Annotated in this window: 10 protein-coding genes; all 10 read left to right on the plus strand. The window is 66.9% G+C overall.

The genetic code is table 11. The features are described from left to right. Positions 1 to 26 precede the first annotated feature (26 nt). On the plus strand, positions 27 to 533 hold the full coding sequence (locus QCE48_RS08640) for a MerR family transcriptional regulator (RefSeq protein ID WP_309785182.1): 507 nt from the start codon (positions 27 to 29) through the stop codon (positions 531 to 533). Next, complete coding sequence (locus tag QCE48_RS08645) at positions 530 to 2,071, plus strand: MFS transporter (protein ID WP_309785181.1); 1,542 nt, start codon at positions 530 to 532, stop codon at positions 2,069 to 2,071. Before QCE48_RS08640 ends, QCE48_RS08645 begins: the two co-directional genes overlap by 4 nt. A 4-nt stretch (positions 2,072 to 2,075) precedes the next feature. Beyond that, positions 2,076 to 2,912: a zinc-dependent peptidase gene (locus QCE48_RS08650; protein WP_309785180.1), complete on the plus strand. Its 837-nt coding sequence runs from the start codon at positions 2,076 to 2,078 to the stop codon at positions 2,910 to 2,912. Positions 2,913 to 3,065: 153 nt separating this feature from the next. Continuing rightward, on the plus strand, positions 3,066 to 3,320 hold the full coding sequence (locus tag QCE48_RS08655) for a type B 50S ribosomal protein L31 (RefSeq protein WP_309785179.1): 255 nt from the start codon (positions 3,066 to 3,068) through the stop codon (positions 3,318 to 3,320). 301 nt (positions 3,321 to 3,621) lie between these two features. Continuing rightward, positions 3,622 to 5,379 (plus strand): glycosyltransferase family 39 protein, encoded by a 1,758-nt coding sequence (locus tag QCE48_RS08660; protein WP_309785178.1) that lies wholly within the window; start codon positions 3,622 to 3,624, stop codon positions 5,377 to 5,379. A gap of 25 nt (positions 5,380 to 5,404) precedes the next feature. Further along, the gene (locus QCE48_RS08665) at positions 5,405 to 6,781 is read left to right on the plus strand and encodes an MATE family efflux transporter (protein WP_309788235.1); all 1,377 of its coding nucleotides are present in this window, start codon (positions 5,405 to 5,407) and stop codon (positions 6,779 to 6,781) included. Between the two features lie 118 nt (positions 6,782 to 6,899). Next, on the plus strand, positions 6,900 to 12,860 hold the full coding sequence (locus QCE48_RS08670) for an MG2 domain-containing protein (RefSeq protein WP_309785177.1): 5,961 nt from the start codon (positions 6,900 to 6,902) through the stop codon (positions 12,858 to 12,860). After that, positions 12,823 to 15,108, plus strand: a complete 2,286-nt coding sequence (pbpC, locus tag QCE48_RS08675; RefSeq protein WP_404982637.1) for a penicillin-binding protein 1C — start codon at positions 12,823 to 12,825, stop codon at positions 15,106 to 15,108. The genes QCE48_RS08670 and pbpC overlap by 38 nt, the downstream gene beginning before the upstream one ends. Positions 15,109 to 15,338: 230 nt before the next feature. Beyond that, a complete protein-coding gene (locus tag QCE48_RS08680) occupies positions 15,339 to 15,896 on the plus strand; it encodes a helix-hairpin-helix domain-containing protein (protein WP_309785175.1) in 558 nt (185 codons plus the stop codon). A gap of 233 nt (positions 15,897 to 16,129) precedes the next feature. Beyond that, positions 16,130 to 16,609, plus strand: coding sequence for a YidB family protein (locus QCE48_RS08685; protein WP_404983307.1), 480 nt, complete (start codon positions 16,130 to 16,132; stop codon positions 16,607 to 16,609). The last annotated feature ends 3 nt before the right edge of the window (positions 16,610 to 16,612 follow it).

Consider the following 16,612-nt stretch of genomic DNA (forward strand, 5'->3'; position numbering starts at 1 on the left):
GTTCAGGTTGCACTATAATCTCGTGCATGTCCGACGAATCCACCCCGCTTCTCACCGTGCGCGACGCCGCCGAACGGCTCGGCGTGACGCCGCGCACGCTCAAGTATTACGAGGAACGCGGCCTCGTCACGCCGAGCCGCAGCGAAGGCCGTTATCGCCTGTACGACGAAAGCGACCTCGAACGTTTCGGGCGCATTTTGCGTCTGCGTTCGCTGGGTTTCTCGCTGCACGGCATTGTCGAAATGCTCAAGCGCCCGCTCGAATCGACCGAGGCGGGCAACCGGCGCTATTCGGCCGAATCGCTCGACGAGATCCGCGGCGGCCTTCAGCAGCAACTCGACGCCCTCGACGCGCGCATCGAAGCGGTGCGCCGCGAACTGAAGGAAGCGCAAACCGTGCGTGCGGAGTTGCGGCGCGATCTCGATTACGTCGAGGCGCGCGTTGCCGGCACGCCCGCCGACCAGTTGCTGGAAGCGCGCCGCAACGCGCGCGCGGCATCGAAGGCGAAACGCGCGAAGCGCGGCGGCGCATGAGTGCGCAGGCCGTCACCGCCGAGCGCCTTCGCGGCGACTTCTTCCCGTGGGTGCTCGCGCTCGCGACCGGTCTCGACTATTTCGACAACGCGATCTTTTCCTTTTTCGCGAGCTATATCGCAGGCGGCGTGAATGCGTCGCCGGACGAACTCGTGTGGTCGTCGAGCGCCTACGCGGTCGCCGCCGTGCTCGGCATTCTTCAGCAGCAATGGTGGGTCGAGCGGCTCGGGCATCGGCGCTATATCGCCGGATGCCTTTTGCTCTACGCGGCGGGCGCGGCGATGTCAGCGCTCTGCGACACCTCGTTGCAACTCATGTTCACGCGGGGTTTCCAGGGCTATTTCATCGGTCCGATGATGGGCGCCTGCCGCATCCTGATCCAGATCAGCTTCGCGCCGCAACCGCGCGCGAACGCGCTGCGCTCCTTTCTCGCGCTGATCGTGCTCTCGAGCGCGCTTGCGCCGCTCGCGGGCGGCATCCTGATCGCGCATTTCGACTGGCGCGCGATCTTCTTCTGCACCGCGCCCGTCGGCGTCGCGTTCGCGGTGTTCGCGTTTCTCGTGGTGCCCGATTCCGGCAACGTGCAGCCCGAAGCGCGCGGCGAGTCGCACTTCTGGCCGTATCTGCTGTTCGCATTCGCGCAGGGCGCGCTGCAAATCGTGATGCAGCAGGTGCGCTTCCAGCTCTTCACCGCCTCTCCGATACTCATTCTTCTGACCGTTTCGGGCATCGGCGCGCTTGGCTGGTTCGTCTGGCACCAGTGGCATCATCCGTCGCCGCTGGTGCGGCTGCATGCGCTGCGCGAGCGCACGTTCCAGGTCGGGCTCCTGCTCTACATGTTCTATTACTTCGAGTCGACGGGCTTTAGCTATCTGATCTCGCGCTTTCTCGAACAGGGTCTCGGCTATCCGGTGGAGAACGCGGGACGGCTCGTCGGCGTGACGTCGCTGGTTTCGGGCACCGCGCTCTTCGCCTACTTACGCTACGCGAAGCTGCTGCCGCGCAAGAAATGGATTATCGTGCCCGGATTCGCGATCGCGGCGCTCGTCGCGTGGCTGATGACGCGCATGTCGCCCGCGGTCGGACAGTCGGCGCTCATCCTGCCGATGCTGCTGCGCGGCCTCCTGCTGCTCTTCATCGTGCTGCCGGTCGCGAATCTCACGTTCCGCATCTTCGCGATCGAGGAATTCACGCACGGCTACCGGCTGAAGAACATCGTGCGTCAACTGACGATTTCGTTCGGAACGGCCTCGGTGATCATCGTCGAGCAGCATCGGCAGGCGGTGCATCAGACGCGCCTCGCGGAAAGCGCAAATCCGTACAATCCGGTGTTCCAGCAGACCGTCGAGACGCTCGCGCACGGTTTCGCCGCTGCCGGGCGCAGCGTCGCCGAGGCGCATGCGCTCGCGATCGCCGACGTGAGCCGGATGGTCGCGCAGCAGGCGAGCTTCCTCGCGTCGCTCGACGGCTTCTATTTCCTGATGGGCGTCGCGCTCGTCGGCGGCGCGTTCGCGTGCTGGCAAAAACAGATCGACTGACACGATGCCCAATCTTTTCTCACGCTGGTTCGGCGCGCAACGGCGCGAACGCGCGCTGCGCAAGTACGCCATCGACGATGCGCTCTGGCAGCGCACGCTCGGCGCGCTGCCGTTCTTCGGCCACCTCGGCCCCGCCGATCTCGTCCGCCTGCGCGAATGCGCGAGCCTCTTCATCGCGCAGAAGGAGTTTTCGACCGCGCACGACCTCGAACTCACCGACGCGATGATCGTCTCGATCGCAGCTCAAGCGTGCTTGCCGGTGCTCAACCTGAGCCTCGACCTGTATCGCGGCTGGGTCGGCGTGATCGTCTATCCGGGCGAATTCGTGATCAAGAAGACGGTCGAGGACGAGGACGGCGTCGTCCACGAAGTCGAGCACGACGCGAGCGGCGAGGCGTGGGAAGGCGGCCCGGTCGTGCTGTCGTGGGAAGACGCGCAGATGACGGACGGCGCGGACGCCTACAACGTCGTGATCCACGAATTCGCGCACAAGATCGACATGGTGAACGGCGAGGCCGACGGCCATCCGCCGCTTTTTCGCCGCTGGCATGCGCCGCTCGACGCCCAAGGCTGGGCCGACGTCTTCGACCACGCCTACGACCACTTCTGCGCGCAGGTCGACGCCGTGCCGGAGCGCCGATGGAGCCGGTTCGAGCGCGATTCGCTGATCGATCCGTACGCCGCTGACCATCCGTCGGAGTTCTTCGCGGTGTGCAGCGAGGCGCTCTTCGTCACGCCGCAGGCGTTCGAGGCGGCTTATCCGGAGTTGTACCGGCTGCTCGCGCGCTATTACCGGCAGGACCCGGCGGGCGTGGGCGCGCTGGCGCTTCCGTCCGCGTGAGCCGGGCGCCGCGAAATCATGCCAAACGACTGATTTTCTGGCATAATCGCCGTTTTTCGACCTCAGGCAAGTGACTCGCTTGAAAACAGGCGGATTTCTGAATAGTTCGGAGACGCCGAGTGGGTTGGCTACCGTCAGATATCAGGAAAGACCATGAAAGAAGGCATTCACCCGAATTACCGCGAAGTGCTGTTCATCGACATGTCGAACGACTTCAAGTTCGTGACGCGTTCGACCATCAACACGCGCGAAACCGCCGAGTTCGAAGGCAAGACCTATCCGCTCGCGAAGATCGAAGTGTCGTCGGAATCGCATCCGTTCTACACCGGTCAGCAAAAGATCATGGACACGGCAGGCCGCGTCGAAAAGTTCAACAAGAAGTTCGCTGCGTTCTCGGCGAAGAAGTAAGACGGCAGCGTTTCACGGTCGGCGCAACACGCCGATTCGTCGATACGGACAAAAAGGGCAGCGAAAGCTGCCCTTTTTTGTCCCTGCTCGGTGCGGCCCGCGGCGCCGGCGCCGGCCGCACCGTGACACGGGTCGCGCCTCACGGCCCCGGCCGCGCCCGGCTTCTGCCGACCCGCGCGGCTCGCGTCTACAATGCCGGATGCTTCGATTCACGCGTCGTCGGGGCTCGCGCGCCGGCTGAACGACCCGCGCCGCTCGCGGCCGCGGGGTCGCTGTTTTTCCATCCACTGCTCCTTTTCGCATGCGCTCTGTCGTCCGCCTGACCGCTTCCGCCACCAGCGCCCTGCCGCGCTGGCTTCTGCTCGCCATCTGCATTGTCTATGCGTCGTTCGGGCTGTTCGGCCGCGATCCGTGGAAAAACGAGGACGCGGCGGGCTTCGGCGTGATGTGGACGATGGCGAACGGCGACGCGAAAGACTGGCTGCTGCCGAATCTCGTCGGCAAGGCGCTCACGGCCGACGGCCCGCTGATGTACTGGCTCGGCGCCCTCTTCATCCGCGTGCTGAGTCCGTGGGTCGATGCGAGCAACGCGTCGCGCGTCGCGACGGGTCTGCTCTTCTGTCTTGCCTGCGCGTTCGTCTGGTACACGGCCTATCTGCTCGGCCGGCGCGACGAGGCCCAGCCGTTCAAGTACGCATTCGGCGGCGAGCCGGAGCCGCGCGACTACGGCCGCACGCTCGCCGACGGCGCGCTGCTCATCCTGCTCGCGTGCTTCGGGCTCGCCGAGCGCGGTCACGAAACCTCGCCGCTCGTCGCGCAGTTCGCCGGAAGCGCGATGCTCGTCTACGGCCTCGTGCGCAGCATCGACAAGCCCGTGCAGGGCGCGCTGATCTGGGGCGCGGCGATCGGCGTGGTCGGTTTGTCGAGCAGCCCGGTGCTCGTGTTCGCGCTCCTGGTCTGCACGCTCGCGATGACCATCGTCGTGCGGCCGGTGCGGGCACTGCCGCTCGTCATCATGGGGCTGCCGCTCGCGATCGCGCTGATCGCCGCGTGGGTGCTGCCGACGCTGCACTTCTATCCCGACGACGGCGAATGGTGGCTGCGCCAGTGGTGGCGCAGCAGCTTTCACACGTTCACCGGGCCGCCGTCGGAAGTGCTCGGCTACGCGATGAAGAACCTGCCGCTCTTCACCTGGCCCGCGTGGCCGCTCGCGATCTGGACCTTCGTCAGCTGGGGCGGACAGCGCCGCTCGCCGCACGTGGCGGTGCCGCTCTCGGTAATCGGGCCGCTGCTCGTGCTCGTCGTGCTGCAAAGCCACGAGACGAATCGTCTGTTCATGCTGCTCTTGCCGCCGCTCTCGGTGCTCGCGACCTTCGCCCTGCCGACGTTGAAGCGCGGCGCGATCAACGCGATCGACTGGTTTGCGATGCTGAGCTTCACGATCCTCGGCACGTTCGTGTGGCTCGTCTGGACGGCCGGTATCTTCGGCTTTCCGCCGCCGCTCGCGCGTAATCTCGCGCGGCTCGCGCCCGGGTTTCATCCCGAGTTCAAGATCCTGTCGTTCGTGTGCGCGGTGGCCGTGACGCTCTGCTGGATCCTGCTCGCCCGCTGGCGGCTCGCGCGCCATCCGAAAGTGCTGTGGCGCAGCGTCGTGCTCTCGAGCGCGGGCACCACACTCATGTGGGTGCTGCTGATGACATTGTGGCTGCCGGTCGTGAACTACAGCCGGACCTATCGCGACGTCGCGGAGCGGATCGCCGACCACCTGCCGCCCGATTACAGCTGCATCTCGCCCGTGCGTCTCGGCGACGCGCAGATCGCGACCTTCGCCTACTTCGGCGGCATGCACTTCTCCTTCTACGAAGATTGCGACGTGATCCTGCGCCAGGACCGCGCGGATTTCGGCGAGCCGTCGTCGATGTCGGCGTTCGCGTGGAAGCTCGTCTGGGAAGGCCGGCGCGTCGCCGACCGCGACGAGCGCTTCCGCCTGTATGTGCGCATCGAACGGCCGGTTCCGCCCGTCAAGCGCGAGCGCCCGAAGACGCTGCGGCGCCCGTAAACCGATGCGTCCAGCGTTTCACGACATGCTCGCGGATGTGCGCAAAATCGCCTCGCTCGCGTGGCCGGTGCTGATCGGCCAGTTGGCGATCATCGCGTTCGGCGTGATCGACACGGCGATGGTCGGCCGCTTTTCCGCCACCGATCTCGCCGCGCTCGGGCTCGGCTCGTCGGTCTACATTTCGATCTATATCGGCCTGACGGGCATTCTGGTCGCGCTCCAGCCGATCGCCGGCCAACTGTTCGGGGCGGCGCGCGAAAAGGAAATCGGCGAGGAAGTGCGGCAGGCGCTCTGGCTCGCGGCGCTGCTTGCCGTCATCGGCTTCGTGCTGCTCTATTTTCCCGAGCCGCTGCTCGGTCTTGCCGACGCCCCGCCCGCGCTGCACGAGCGCACGGTGCAGTATCTGCGGATCGTGTCGTTCGGGCTGCCAGCGAGCCTCGTGTTTCGCGTCTACAGCTCGCTCACGAACGCGGTCGGCAAGCCGCGCCTCGTGATGTTCCTGCAAGTGGGCGCGCTCATCGTCAAGTTTCCGCTCAATACGTGGTTCATCTTCGGCGAGCTCGGCGTGCCGGCGCTCGGCGGTCCGGGCTGCGCGCTCGCCAGCACGCTGATCAACTGGCTGCTCGCCGCGGTCGGCATGACGGTGCTCGTGAAATTCGAGTTCTTCCGCCCGTTCGGCATCTTTTCTCACTTCTGCTGGCCGGTGTGGAAACGTCAGGCCGCGCTGCTGAAGCTCGGCATTCCGATGGGGCTCTCCTATCTGATCGAGGTGACGTCCTACACGTTCATGGCGCTCTTCATCTCGCGCTTCGGCACGACGTCGCTCGCCGGCCACCAGATCGCCGGCAACCTCGGCGCGGTGCTCTACATGACGCCGCTGTCGATCGGCATCGCTTCGTCGACGCTCGTCTCGCAGGCGCTCGGCGCAGGCCGCTTCGACGCGGCCGCGTCGATTTCGCGGCACGGCATCGCGCTCGCGAGCGGGATCGCGTGCCTGTACGGCGTGCTCGTGCTGGCGCTGCGGCTGGAAATTGTCTCAGCCTACACGCCGAACGAAGCGGTCATCGCGGCGGCGATGCCGCTCGTGCTGATCGTCGTTTTCTATCATCTCTTCGACGCGCTTCAGATCTCGACCGCATTCATCCTGCGCGCCTACAAGGTGACGCTCGTGCCGACCGTCATCTACGCGCTCGCGCTGTGGGGCATCGGACTGGGCGGCGGCTATCTGCTCGGCTTCGACGCCGGCGGCATGGTGCCGCAGTGGCTGCAGGGCGCGCGCGGCTTCTGGGTGGCGAACACGCTGAGTCTGGGCGTCGCGGGCGTCGGGCTCTTTCTCTACTGGCGCCGTGTCAGCACGCGGCACGTGTCCGTCGCGACGAAGTCTTCCGACGTCCGGATCTGAATTGTCACCAAACGCAAACTCCTGCGTTTCAACATCGCGTCTCATGCACTGAAACTGAAAGATGCGTGTAGGGCTCCGGTAGAATCTGCGGCGTCTGCCGAACCCGGAGCGAGCGCGAATGAGCCGCGTCACAACAAAAAAACAATGGATTCTGGCCGCGACGGCCCTGCTGACGGCCGCCGTCTTCGGCACCGCGATGCATCGCGCCGATGCCGCCCGCGCCGTGAGCGTATCGCCGCAAGGCAAGGTCGCGCAGGTGCGGCAAGTCGTCGTCAAATTCGACGAAGCGATGATCGCGTTCGGCAGTCCCGGCGCCGCCGCGCCCGCGAAAGTCTCTTGCAGCGGCGCGAGCGTCGGCGGCACGGGGCGCTGGATCGACGCGAAGGCCTGGGCCTACGATTTCGAGCGCGACCTGCCGCCAGGCATGCGCTGCGCGGTCGATTTCATCGACAGTCTGAAGTCGGACGCGGGCAACGCGGTCACGGGCAAGCGCAGTTTCGTGTTCGAAACCGGTGGCCCGTTCGTCGCGCGCGTGATGCCGGGCGGCGGCGAAATCGAGGAAGACCAGGCCTTCGTGCTGCGCCTCAACGGCCCTGCGACGGAAGCCTCCGTGCTCGCGGACGTCTGGTGCGAATCGAATGCGCTCGGCAACCGCATCCCCGTCAAGATGCTCGACGCCGACACGCGCACTGCGCTCCTCAAGCATTTCCGGCTCGACAAGGAAAGCGATCGCGTGCTCACGCTCGCCTGCCAGCAGACCTTGCCGTCCGCGACCAAAATGCAGCTCGTCTACGGCGCCGGCGTCGCGGGCCCGAGCGGCATCGCGAACGACGTCGAAAAGCGTTTCGACTTCACCGTGCGCGATCCCTTCACCGCGAGCTTTTCGTGCGAGCGCGAAAACGCGAAGGCGCCGTGCACGCCGCTGCGTCCGTTGCAGTTGCGCTTCTCGGCGCCGATCGCCCGCGCCGACGCGCAGAAGATCGTCCTGCACGGCCCGGGCGGCAACGCCGCGCCGCGCTTCGATGCGAACGACAAGAGCGCCGAAGTCGACAGCATCGAGTTCGCGGCGCCCCTGCCCGAACGCGCGCAACTGTCGATCGAATTGCCCGCGAATCTCAAAGACACGAGCGGCCGCAAGCTCGCGAATGCCGATCTCTTCCCGTTGAAAACGTCCACTGCGCCGATGCCGCCGCTCGCGAAATTTTCGTCGGCGACGTTCGGGATCATCGAGCGCTTCGCCGAGCCGAACATGCCGGCGATGCTGCCCGTCACGCTGCGTCACGTCGAGGCCGACCTGCACGTGCAGGGACTGAACGCCGGCACCTCGCGCGTGACGAAGCTGAAACTCGACGCGGACGATGAAATCCGCCGCTGGATGCGCATCGTCGACCGTTTCGACGGCACGTCGATGGCACGTTCCGAGATCCGGGAACTGATGCCGCAGGCGCTCGGCAACGGCGCCGCGCCCGTCTACACGCCGAGTCCCGACAACAGCAACAACGCCCACGCGAAAGATCCGCGGATCGACGTGCGGTCGCTCTCGCTTTTGAACCGGCAGCCGGGCGTCGAGGCGCTCACCGTGCCCGCCGCCGATCCAAAGGCGCTCCGGCCGTTCGAAGTGGTCGGCATTCCGCTCGCGAAGCCGGGCTTCTATGTCGTCGAGCTGGCGTCGCCGGCGCTAGGCAGATCGCTGCTCGGCAAAACGCAGCCGATGTACGTGCGCACCTCGGTGCTCGTCACGAATCTCGGCGTGCACTTCAAGCAGGGCCGCGAGAGCAGCGTCGTGTGGGTGACGACGCTCGACAGCGGCAAACCCGTGCCCAACGCGCAAGTGCGCGTGACCGACTGCAACGGCGAACAGCTCGCGCTCGGCAAAACCGACGCGAACGGGCTCGTTACGATCAGCAAGCCGCTCTCGCCGTTGCGCCGGTGCGACGAAAACAGCTTCAGCTACGACGGCTTTTTCGTGTCCGCGCGCGTCGACGATCCCGCGACCGGTCCCGACATGGCGTTCGTGCGCTCGGACTGGAATCGCGGCATCGAGTCGTGGCGCTTCAACGTGCCGACCGACATGGGCCTCGAACGCACGACGCGCGCGCATACCGTCTTCGACCGGACGCTCGTGCGCGCGGGCGAAATGGTGTCGATGAAGCACCTGATGCGCGTCGAGACGCTCAAGGGCTTCGCGTTTCCCGAGCACTATCCGACGCGCGTGACGATCCGCCATGAAGGCAGCGGGCAGACGTACAGCATGCCGCTCACGTGGTCCGCCGATCACAGCGCCGATTCCTCGTTCGCGGTGCCGGCGGCGGCGAAGCTCGGCGAATACAGCGTGTCGCTCGACGATGGCTCGGCGAGCAATCAAGGCGACGATAACGACAGCGAAGAAGGCTCGTCAAACGCCTCGTTCTATGGCGGCAGCTTCCGGGTCGAGGAATTCCGGCTGCCCGTGTTCAAGGGATCGGTCGGCGTGCGCGACCAGAAGACGAGCGCGCTCGTCGCGGCGAAGGAAGCGCCGGTCGCGGTGCAGATCGAATACGTATCGGGCGGGCCGGCGTCGAACCTGCCGGTGCGCGTCTCGGCGCTTTTGCGCGACACGTCGCCTGCGTTCGCCTCGCAGTTCGACGGCTTCAGCTTCGCGCCCTACCGCAAGCCCGCCGACGACGGCGCAAGCGCCGCATCGGACGATGAAGAAGGCGCCGAGGAACAGAACGCGACGGCGAAACTCGTCGCCGACAAGCTGCCGGTCACGCTCGATCGCAATGGCGCGGGAACGGTCACGCTGAAGTCGCTCCCGGCCGTCGAGTCGCCCAAGCGCCTCGCGATGGAAGCGACCTTCGCGGACCCGAACGGCGAAATCCAGACGATTCGCGGCGACGCCACGCTCTGGCCCGCTGCACTCGCCGTCGGCATCAAGGCGGGACAGTGGGTCTCGGTCGGCAACGCGGTGCCGGTGCAGGCGCTCGCCGTCGACCTGCAAGGCAAGCCGCGCGCGGGCGTCGCGCTCGAAATTCGCGGCGTCGCGCGGCTGATGTCGAGCTCGCGCAAGCGCATGGTCGGCGGCTTCTACGCCTACGACAACCATACCGAAACCAGGGATCTCGGCACCCTCTGCAGCGGCAAGAGCGACGACCACGGGCTCTTCTCCTGCGACGCAAAACTCAAGGACGCGGGCAACGTCGACCTGATCGCGGTCGTCAAGGACGGCGACGGCCACGCCGCGAACGCGACCACGTCGGTCTGGGTCACGCGCGAGGACGAACTGTGGTTCGGCGGCGAAAACACCGACCGCATCGACGTGCTGCCCGAAAAGCCGAGCTACGAGCCCGGCGAAACCGCGCGCTTCCAGGTGCGCATGCCGTTTCGCTTCGCGACCGCGCTCGTCGCGGTGGAACGCGAGGGCGTCGTGGAGACGCGCGTCGTCGAACTGAACGGCAAGGACCCGACCATCGACCTGAAGGTGCAGGAATCGTGGGGGCCGAACGTGTATGTGTCGGTGCTCGCGCTGCGCGGGCGGATTCACGAAGTGCCGTGGTACTCGTTCTTCACCTGGGGCTGGAAGGCGCCGGTCGAGTGGGCGCGCGCCTTCTGGTACGAAGGCCGTCAATACGAAGCGCCGACGCCGCTCGTCGATCTTTCGAAGCCCGCGTTCCGCTACGGTCTCGCCGAGATCAAGGTCGGCACGGCGGCGCACCGGCTCGCCGTCACGGTAACGCCCGACGCGAAGTCCTACGCGGTGCGCTCGAAGGCGCACGTCAAGGTGCGCGTGGCGCTGCCGGACGGCAAACCCGCGCCGGCGGGCACGCAGATCGCGCTCGCCGCCGTCGATGAAGCGCTGCTCGAACTGATGCCGAACCAGAGCTGGGACGTGCTCGACGCGATGCTGCAACGGCGCGCGTATGGCGTCGAGACCGCGACGGCGCAGATGGAGATCGTCGGGCGCCGGCATTTCGGGCGCAAGGCGGTGCCGGCAGGCGGCGGCGGCGGGCACAGCGCGACGCGCGAACTCTTCGACACGCTGCTCGTGTGGAACCCGCGCGTGACGCTCGACGCGAACGGCGAAGCATCGGTCGACGTGCCGCTGAACGACGCGCTGACGAGCTTTCGGATCGTCGCGATCGCAACGGTCGGCGCGGGGCAGTTCGGCAGCGGCAGCGCGTCGATCCGCAGCACGCAGGATTTGCAACTGATTTCGGGGCTGCCGCCGCTCGTGCGCGTCGGCGATGCGTTCCGCGCGCAGTTCACGCTGCGTAACACGACCGCGCGCAAGATGCAGGTCGTCGTGACGCCGCGCGTTGCTGGGCTCACGCTGGACGCGCGCACGATCGAACTCGCGCCGGATTCGTCGCAGGAACTCGCGTGGGACGTGACGGCGCCCGATACGCTCGGCGCCGCTGCGTCGTCGGCGGCGCTTGCCTGGGATGTGAGCGCCGTCGAGCAAGGCGGCGCGAAAGCGAGCGATGCGGTGAAACTGACGCAGCGTGTCACGGCGGCGATTCCCGTGACGGTCCAGCAGGCGACCATCACGCAGGTCGACGGCACGCTCACGCTGCCCGTCGCGCCGCCCGCCGACGCGACCGCGTCGAGCGACGGCACGATTCGCGGCGGCGTCGCGGTATCGCTGCAACCGAAGCTCGCCGAGGGTCTGCCCGGCGTGCGTCGCTGGTTCGAACGTTATCCGTACAGTTGTCTCGAACAGCAGACCTCGCGCGCACTCGGTCTCGCGGATGCCGCGCAATGGCAGACCGTGATCGCGCGCATGCCGTCGTATCTGGACCGCGACGGCCTCGCGAACTACTTCCCGCCCGCCGACGACGAGCGCCCGACCGGCAGCCCGACGCTGTCCGCGTACTTGCTCGCGGTGTCGGACGAAGCGACGAAGGCGGACCGCCGCTTCGCGCTGCCCGACGACCTTCGCGGCAAGCTCGCGGCGGGTCTCGTCAACTTCGTCGAAGGCAAGCTCCAGCGCGACTTCTGGGCGCCGCGTCAGGATCTCGATCTGCGCAAGCTCGCGGCCATCGAGGCGCTGTCGCGCTACGGCATGGCGCAACCGCGCATGCTCGGTTCGATCACGATCGCGCCGAATCAGTGGCCGACCTCCGCGCTGCTTGACTACTACGCGATCCTGTCGCGCGTCGAAGGCATCGCCGGTCGCGACGACAAGCGCGCGCAGGTCGAGCAGATTTTGCGCGCGCGGCTGACGTATCAGGGCACGCGCCTCACGTTCTCGACCGAGCGCGACGACGATCTCTACTGGCTCATGACCGGCACCGAATCGAACGCGGCGCGCACCGCGCTCCTCTTCGCCGACGCGCCCGGCTGGAAGGACGAGATGCCGCGGCTCGTCGGCGGCCTGCTGGCGTTGCAGAAGAACGGCGCGTGGCAGACGACGACCGCGAACCTCTGGGGCACGCTCGCCGTCGAGCACTTCTCGCGCGTCTTCGAAAGCACGCCGGTCAGCGGGCAGACGAAGATCCAGCTCGGCGCGACCGAGAAAACGGTGACATGGCCGGCGCCGCCGCCCGCCGCCAGCGCCACGCTGCCGTGGACGAGCGGCGCGCTCACGCTCACGCAGGAAGGCAGCGGCAAGCCGTGGGCGACCATCGAAAGTCTCGCGGCGGTCGCGCTGAAGGCGCCGTTCGCGGCGGGCTATCGCATCACGAAGACCGTCACCCCGGTCGATCCCGCGGTCAAGGGCGCATTCACGCGCGGCGACATCGTGCGCGTGCACCTCGACATCGATGCGCAAAGCGACATGACGTGGGTCGTCGTCAATGATCCGGTTCCGGCGGGCGCGACGATCCTCGGCTCGGGGCTCGGCCGCGATTCGGAAGCCGCGACGGAAGGCGAAAAGCGCGACGGCGCGTGGCCCGCGTTCGTCGAGCGCGGCTTCGACGGCTATCGCGCGTATTACGACTATCTGCCGAAGGGCAAGCTGCAAGTCGAATACACGATGCGGCTGAACAACGTCGGCACGTTCGGCCTGCCGCCGACGCGCGTCGAAGCGCTCTACGCGCCCTCGTCCTTCGGCGCGCTGCCGAATGCGCCGATGGTCGTTAAGCCGGTCGCGGCGAAGTGACGCGATGAAACGCGCCGCGCGTCTTTTCATCGGCTGGATCGCGTGCGTGTTCGCAATGAACGCGCACGCGTATCCGACCTTCGACGAAGTGCGCGCCAACTGGCGCAGTTCCGACTGGGTGCTGCTCGACCGCGAAGGCGTTCCGCTACAGCGCGTTCGCATCGACAAATCGGCGCGGCGCGGCGACTGGGTCGCGCTCGCGGACATCTCGCCGGCCTTGCGCGAGGCGATCGTCGTGTCGGAGGACAAGCGCTTCTACGAACATGGCGGCGTCGACTGGCACGGTGCCGCGGCGGCCGCGTGGGCGAACCTCTGGAACACGAAAACGCGCGGCGCATCGACGGTCACGATGCAGCTCACCACCCTCATCGACGATGAAAGCCGCCGGCCCGGCCGACGCTCCGTCGGCGAAAAGGCGCAGCAGACGGTCGGCGCACTGTGGCTCGATCACGCGTGGCGCAAGGATCAGATTCTTGAGGCGTATCTGAATCTCGTGCCGTTTCGCGGCGAGATCGTCGGCTTGTCGGCGCTTTCGCAGACCGTGTTCGGCAAGGCGCCTTCCGGGCTGAACGAACGCGAGGCGGCGCTCGCCGCCGCGCTCGTGCGCGCGCCGAACGCGCCTTACGCGAAGGTCGCGGCGCGCGCCTGCGCGATCCTGCGCGATATGCGCGCGCCCGAAGACTGCGTGAACGTCGAAAGCTACGTGCAGTTGACCCTCACGCGCACCGCCTCCGCGTCCGCGCTGTCTTCCGACTACGACGCCCTCGCGCCGCATTTCGCGCGGCGCGTCGCGGCCGAAGCGCATCCGGCGGCGGGCGCGCGCGTGCCATCGACGCTCGATGCACGGCTGCAGCGCTTCGCACGCGACACGCTGTCGCGCACGCTGACCGAGCTGAACGCGCGCGCGGCGCCGCGCAATGTCCACGATGGCGCTGCGATCGTCATCGACAACCGCAGCGGCGACGTGCTGGCGTGGGTCGGATCGGCGGGCGGGTTCTCGAATGCGCCGGAAGTCGATGCGGTGCTCGCCGCGCGGCAGGCCGGCTCGACGCTCAAGCCGTTTCTCTACGCGCAAGCCATCGACGAAAAGCGGCTGACCGCGGCCACGCTGCTCAACGACGCTCCGCTCGATCTCGCCACCGGCGGCGGTCTCTACATTCCGCAGAACTACGACCATGACTTCAAGGGCTGGGTGAGCGTGCGCACGGCGCTCGGCTCGTCGCTGAACGTGCCGGCCGTGCGCACGCTCGTGATGGTCACGCCGCATCGCTTCGCGAAAACGCTCGTGGCGCTCGGTCTGCCGCTCACGGAGGCCGGCGACTACTACGGCTTCAGCCTCGCGCTCGGCAGCGCGGACGTGTCGCTGTTGTCGCTCGCCAATGCCTATCGCGCGCTGGCGAACGGCGGCGTGGCCGGCCCGACGCGCGACATTGCAAGCAAGGCGGCGCCGGCGCCCGGCATGCGCGTATTCAGTCGAGAAGCGAGCTTCATCGTCACCGACATCCTCGCCGACAACAACGCACGCACGCGAACCTTCGGCTTCGACAGCGTGCTCGCGACGCGCTTCTTCAGCGCCGTGAAGACCGGCACCAGCAAGGACATGCGCGACAACTGGGCGATCGGTTTTTCATCGCGCTACACGGTGGGCGTGTGGGTCGGCAACGCGGACGGCGCGCCGATGTGGGACGTCTCCGGCGTCACGGGCGCCGCGCCCGTCTGGGCCGCGCTCATCAACTACCTGCATCGAAGGACGGCGAGCCGCGAACCGGCTGCGCCCGGAGGCGTCGTGAAAACGCGCATCGCGTATCAGGACGGCATCGAGCCAGCGCGCGACGACTGGTTCGTGCGCGGCACGCAGATGACGACCATCGCGCTTTCCGCCACAGCCGGAGCACCAGCATCGAATCGCGGTGCGCCGAAGATCGGCTCGCCCACAGACGGCACCATCTTCGCGCTCGATCCCGACATCCCCGCGAGCGCGCAGCGCGTCTGGTTCGAGCGCGCGGGCGGCGCGCACGATGCGACGGCCTGGCAACTCGACGGAAAGCGGCTCGCGCGGACCTCGCGCATCGCGTGGCTGCCGTGGCCCGGACGGCACACGCTCGAACTCGTCGACGCCAACGGCGCGGTGCTCGACCACGTGGGTTTCGAAGTGCGCGGCGCATTCGCGAAACCGCGGCAAGCGACGAAAAAGCCGTTGCACGATCCGTCACGATCCGCCAGTTCCCCGGCAAATCCGGCGCAATGACGTCAAAAAGAACATCGGGAGCACGAAGTTTTGGTGTCGTCGTCGTGGACACGTCATCCCGTCGTGCGTCGGTAACGTTAAATATTGTGCGTCCGCGCGATGCCGGCCCGATGGTCAGGCAGAATGCGGCCGGTTATCGTCCGGGACGGTTTTTATCCTATGCTTAACGGCACCGATCGACTTCGCCCGCCCGACTTTCAATCTAGCTCTCTCTTTCTGGAGTGCCTGTCATGCTGAAAAAGCTTCTGATGTTGTGGGTTGCAATGATGCTGTCGATCGGCGCCGCGTTCGCGGCTGTCGATGTGAACACCGCCGATCAGGCGGCGCTCGAGTCCGTCAAGGGCCTCGGGCCCGTTAAGTCGAAGGCGATCATCGACGAACGCACGAAAAACGGCCCGTACAAGGACGCTGACGACCTCGCTACCCGCGTCAAGGGACTGGGCACGAAGTCCGTCGCGAACCTGGAGACGGCGGGCCTGACCATCGGCGGGTCGTCCGCGCCGCCGACCGGCAAGACCGCGACGCGTCCTTCGTCCACGACGGGCGCGGCTGCGTCGAACTCGACGGTCAAATCGTCGACAGCGGCGACCGCCGCGACCTCGCCCGCCGCCACGACCGCGACCACGCCGGCGACCGCACCGGCCGCATCGGGCACGAAGGCGACCAAGGCATCGAAGAAGGAGAAGGCTGCCGCCGCCGACGCCGCCTCGGGCGCAAGCGACGCCAAGCCATCCAAGTCGAAGAAGAAAAAGGACAAGGCCGCGAGCACCGCAGCCGCGAGCCAGTAACGCAACGGCATCGACGGACCCATAGCAGCGAACGGCAAGCGCTGCAAATCGAATCGAACCAATCGAATCAATCAGCGGGCCGGCACTCGATACCGACGTGCGCGGCTCGCGAAGCCGGATCGTTCAATCGGCGAGCAGCGACCGCGCAGCAGCATCGTTTTCGTCGTCCGCGCGCGGACGGCGCCTCCCGCTGCGACGTCACGTGCGCAATCCGCGCGCGGCGTCGCGGCGGCATCCAACCCGCGTCACCTTGTAGTGAGACAGCCATGAGCCTACTCGATTCCCTCGCATCTTCCCTCGGCAAATCGTCGCCTGAAGGCGGCGGCGGTTCCTCCAATCTGATCGCCGTAGCAATGGAATTCATCAACAACCAGCCGGGCGGCCTCTCCGGCCTGATCCAGCGCTTTCACGAACACGGCGCGGGCGACGTCATCTCGTCGTGGATCGGCACCGGCGAGAACAAGCCGATCAGTCCCGATACCGTGACCAACGTGCTCGGCAACGAGCAAGTCGGCGCGCTGGCGCAGAAGGCCGGCGTCTCGGGCGATCAGTTGTCGGGCATGCTCGCCGCCGTGCTGCCGAATCTCGTCGATCGCGCGACGCCCAACGGCGAAGTGCCCCCCGAAGGCAAGCTGGACCTGACGAGCGTGCTGGGTTCGCTCGGCGGCTTGGCGGGCCTTTTCGGCAAGAGCGAAGGCGACAAGAACGCCTGAGCA

The sequence above is a fragment of the Caballeronia sp. LZ024 genome, from assembly GCF_031451455.1.
Lineage (GTDB): Bacteria > Pseudomonadota > Gammaproteobacteria > Burkholderiales > Burkholderiaceae > Caballeronia > Caballeronia telluris.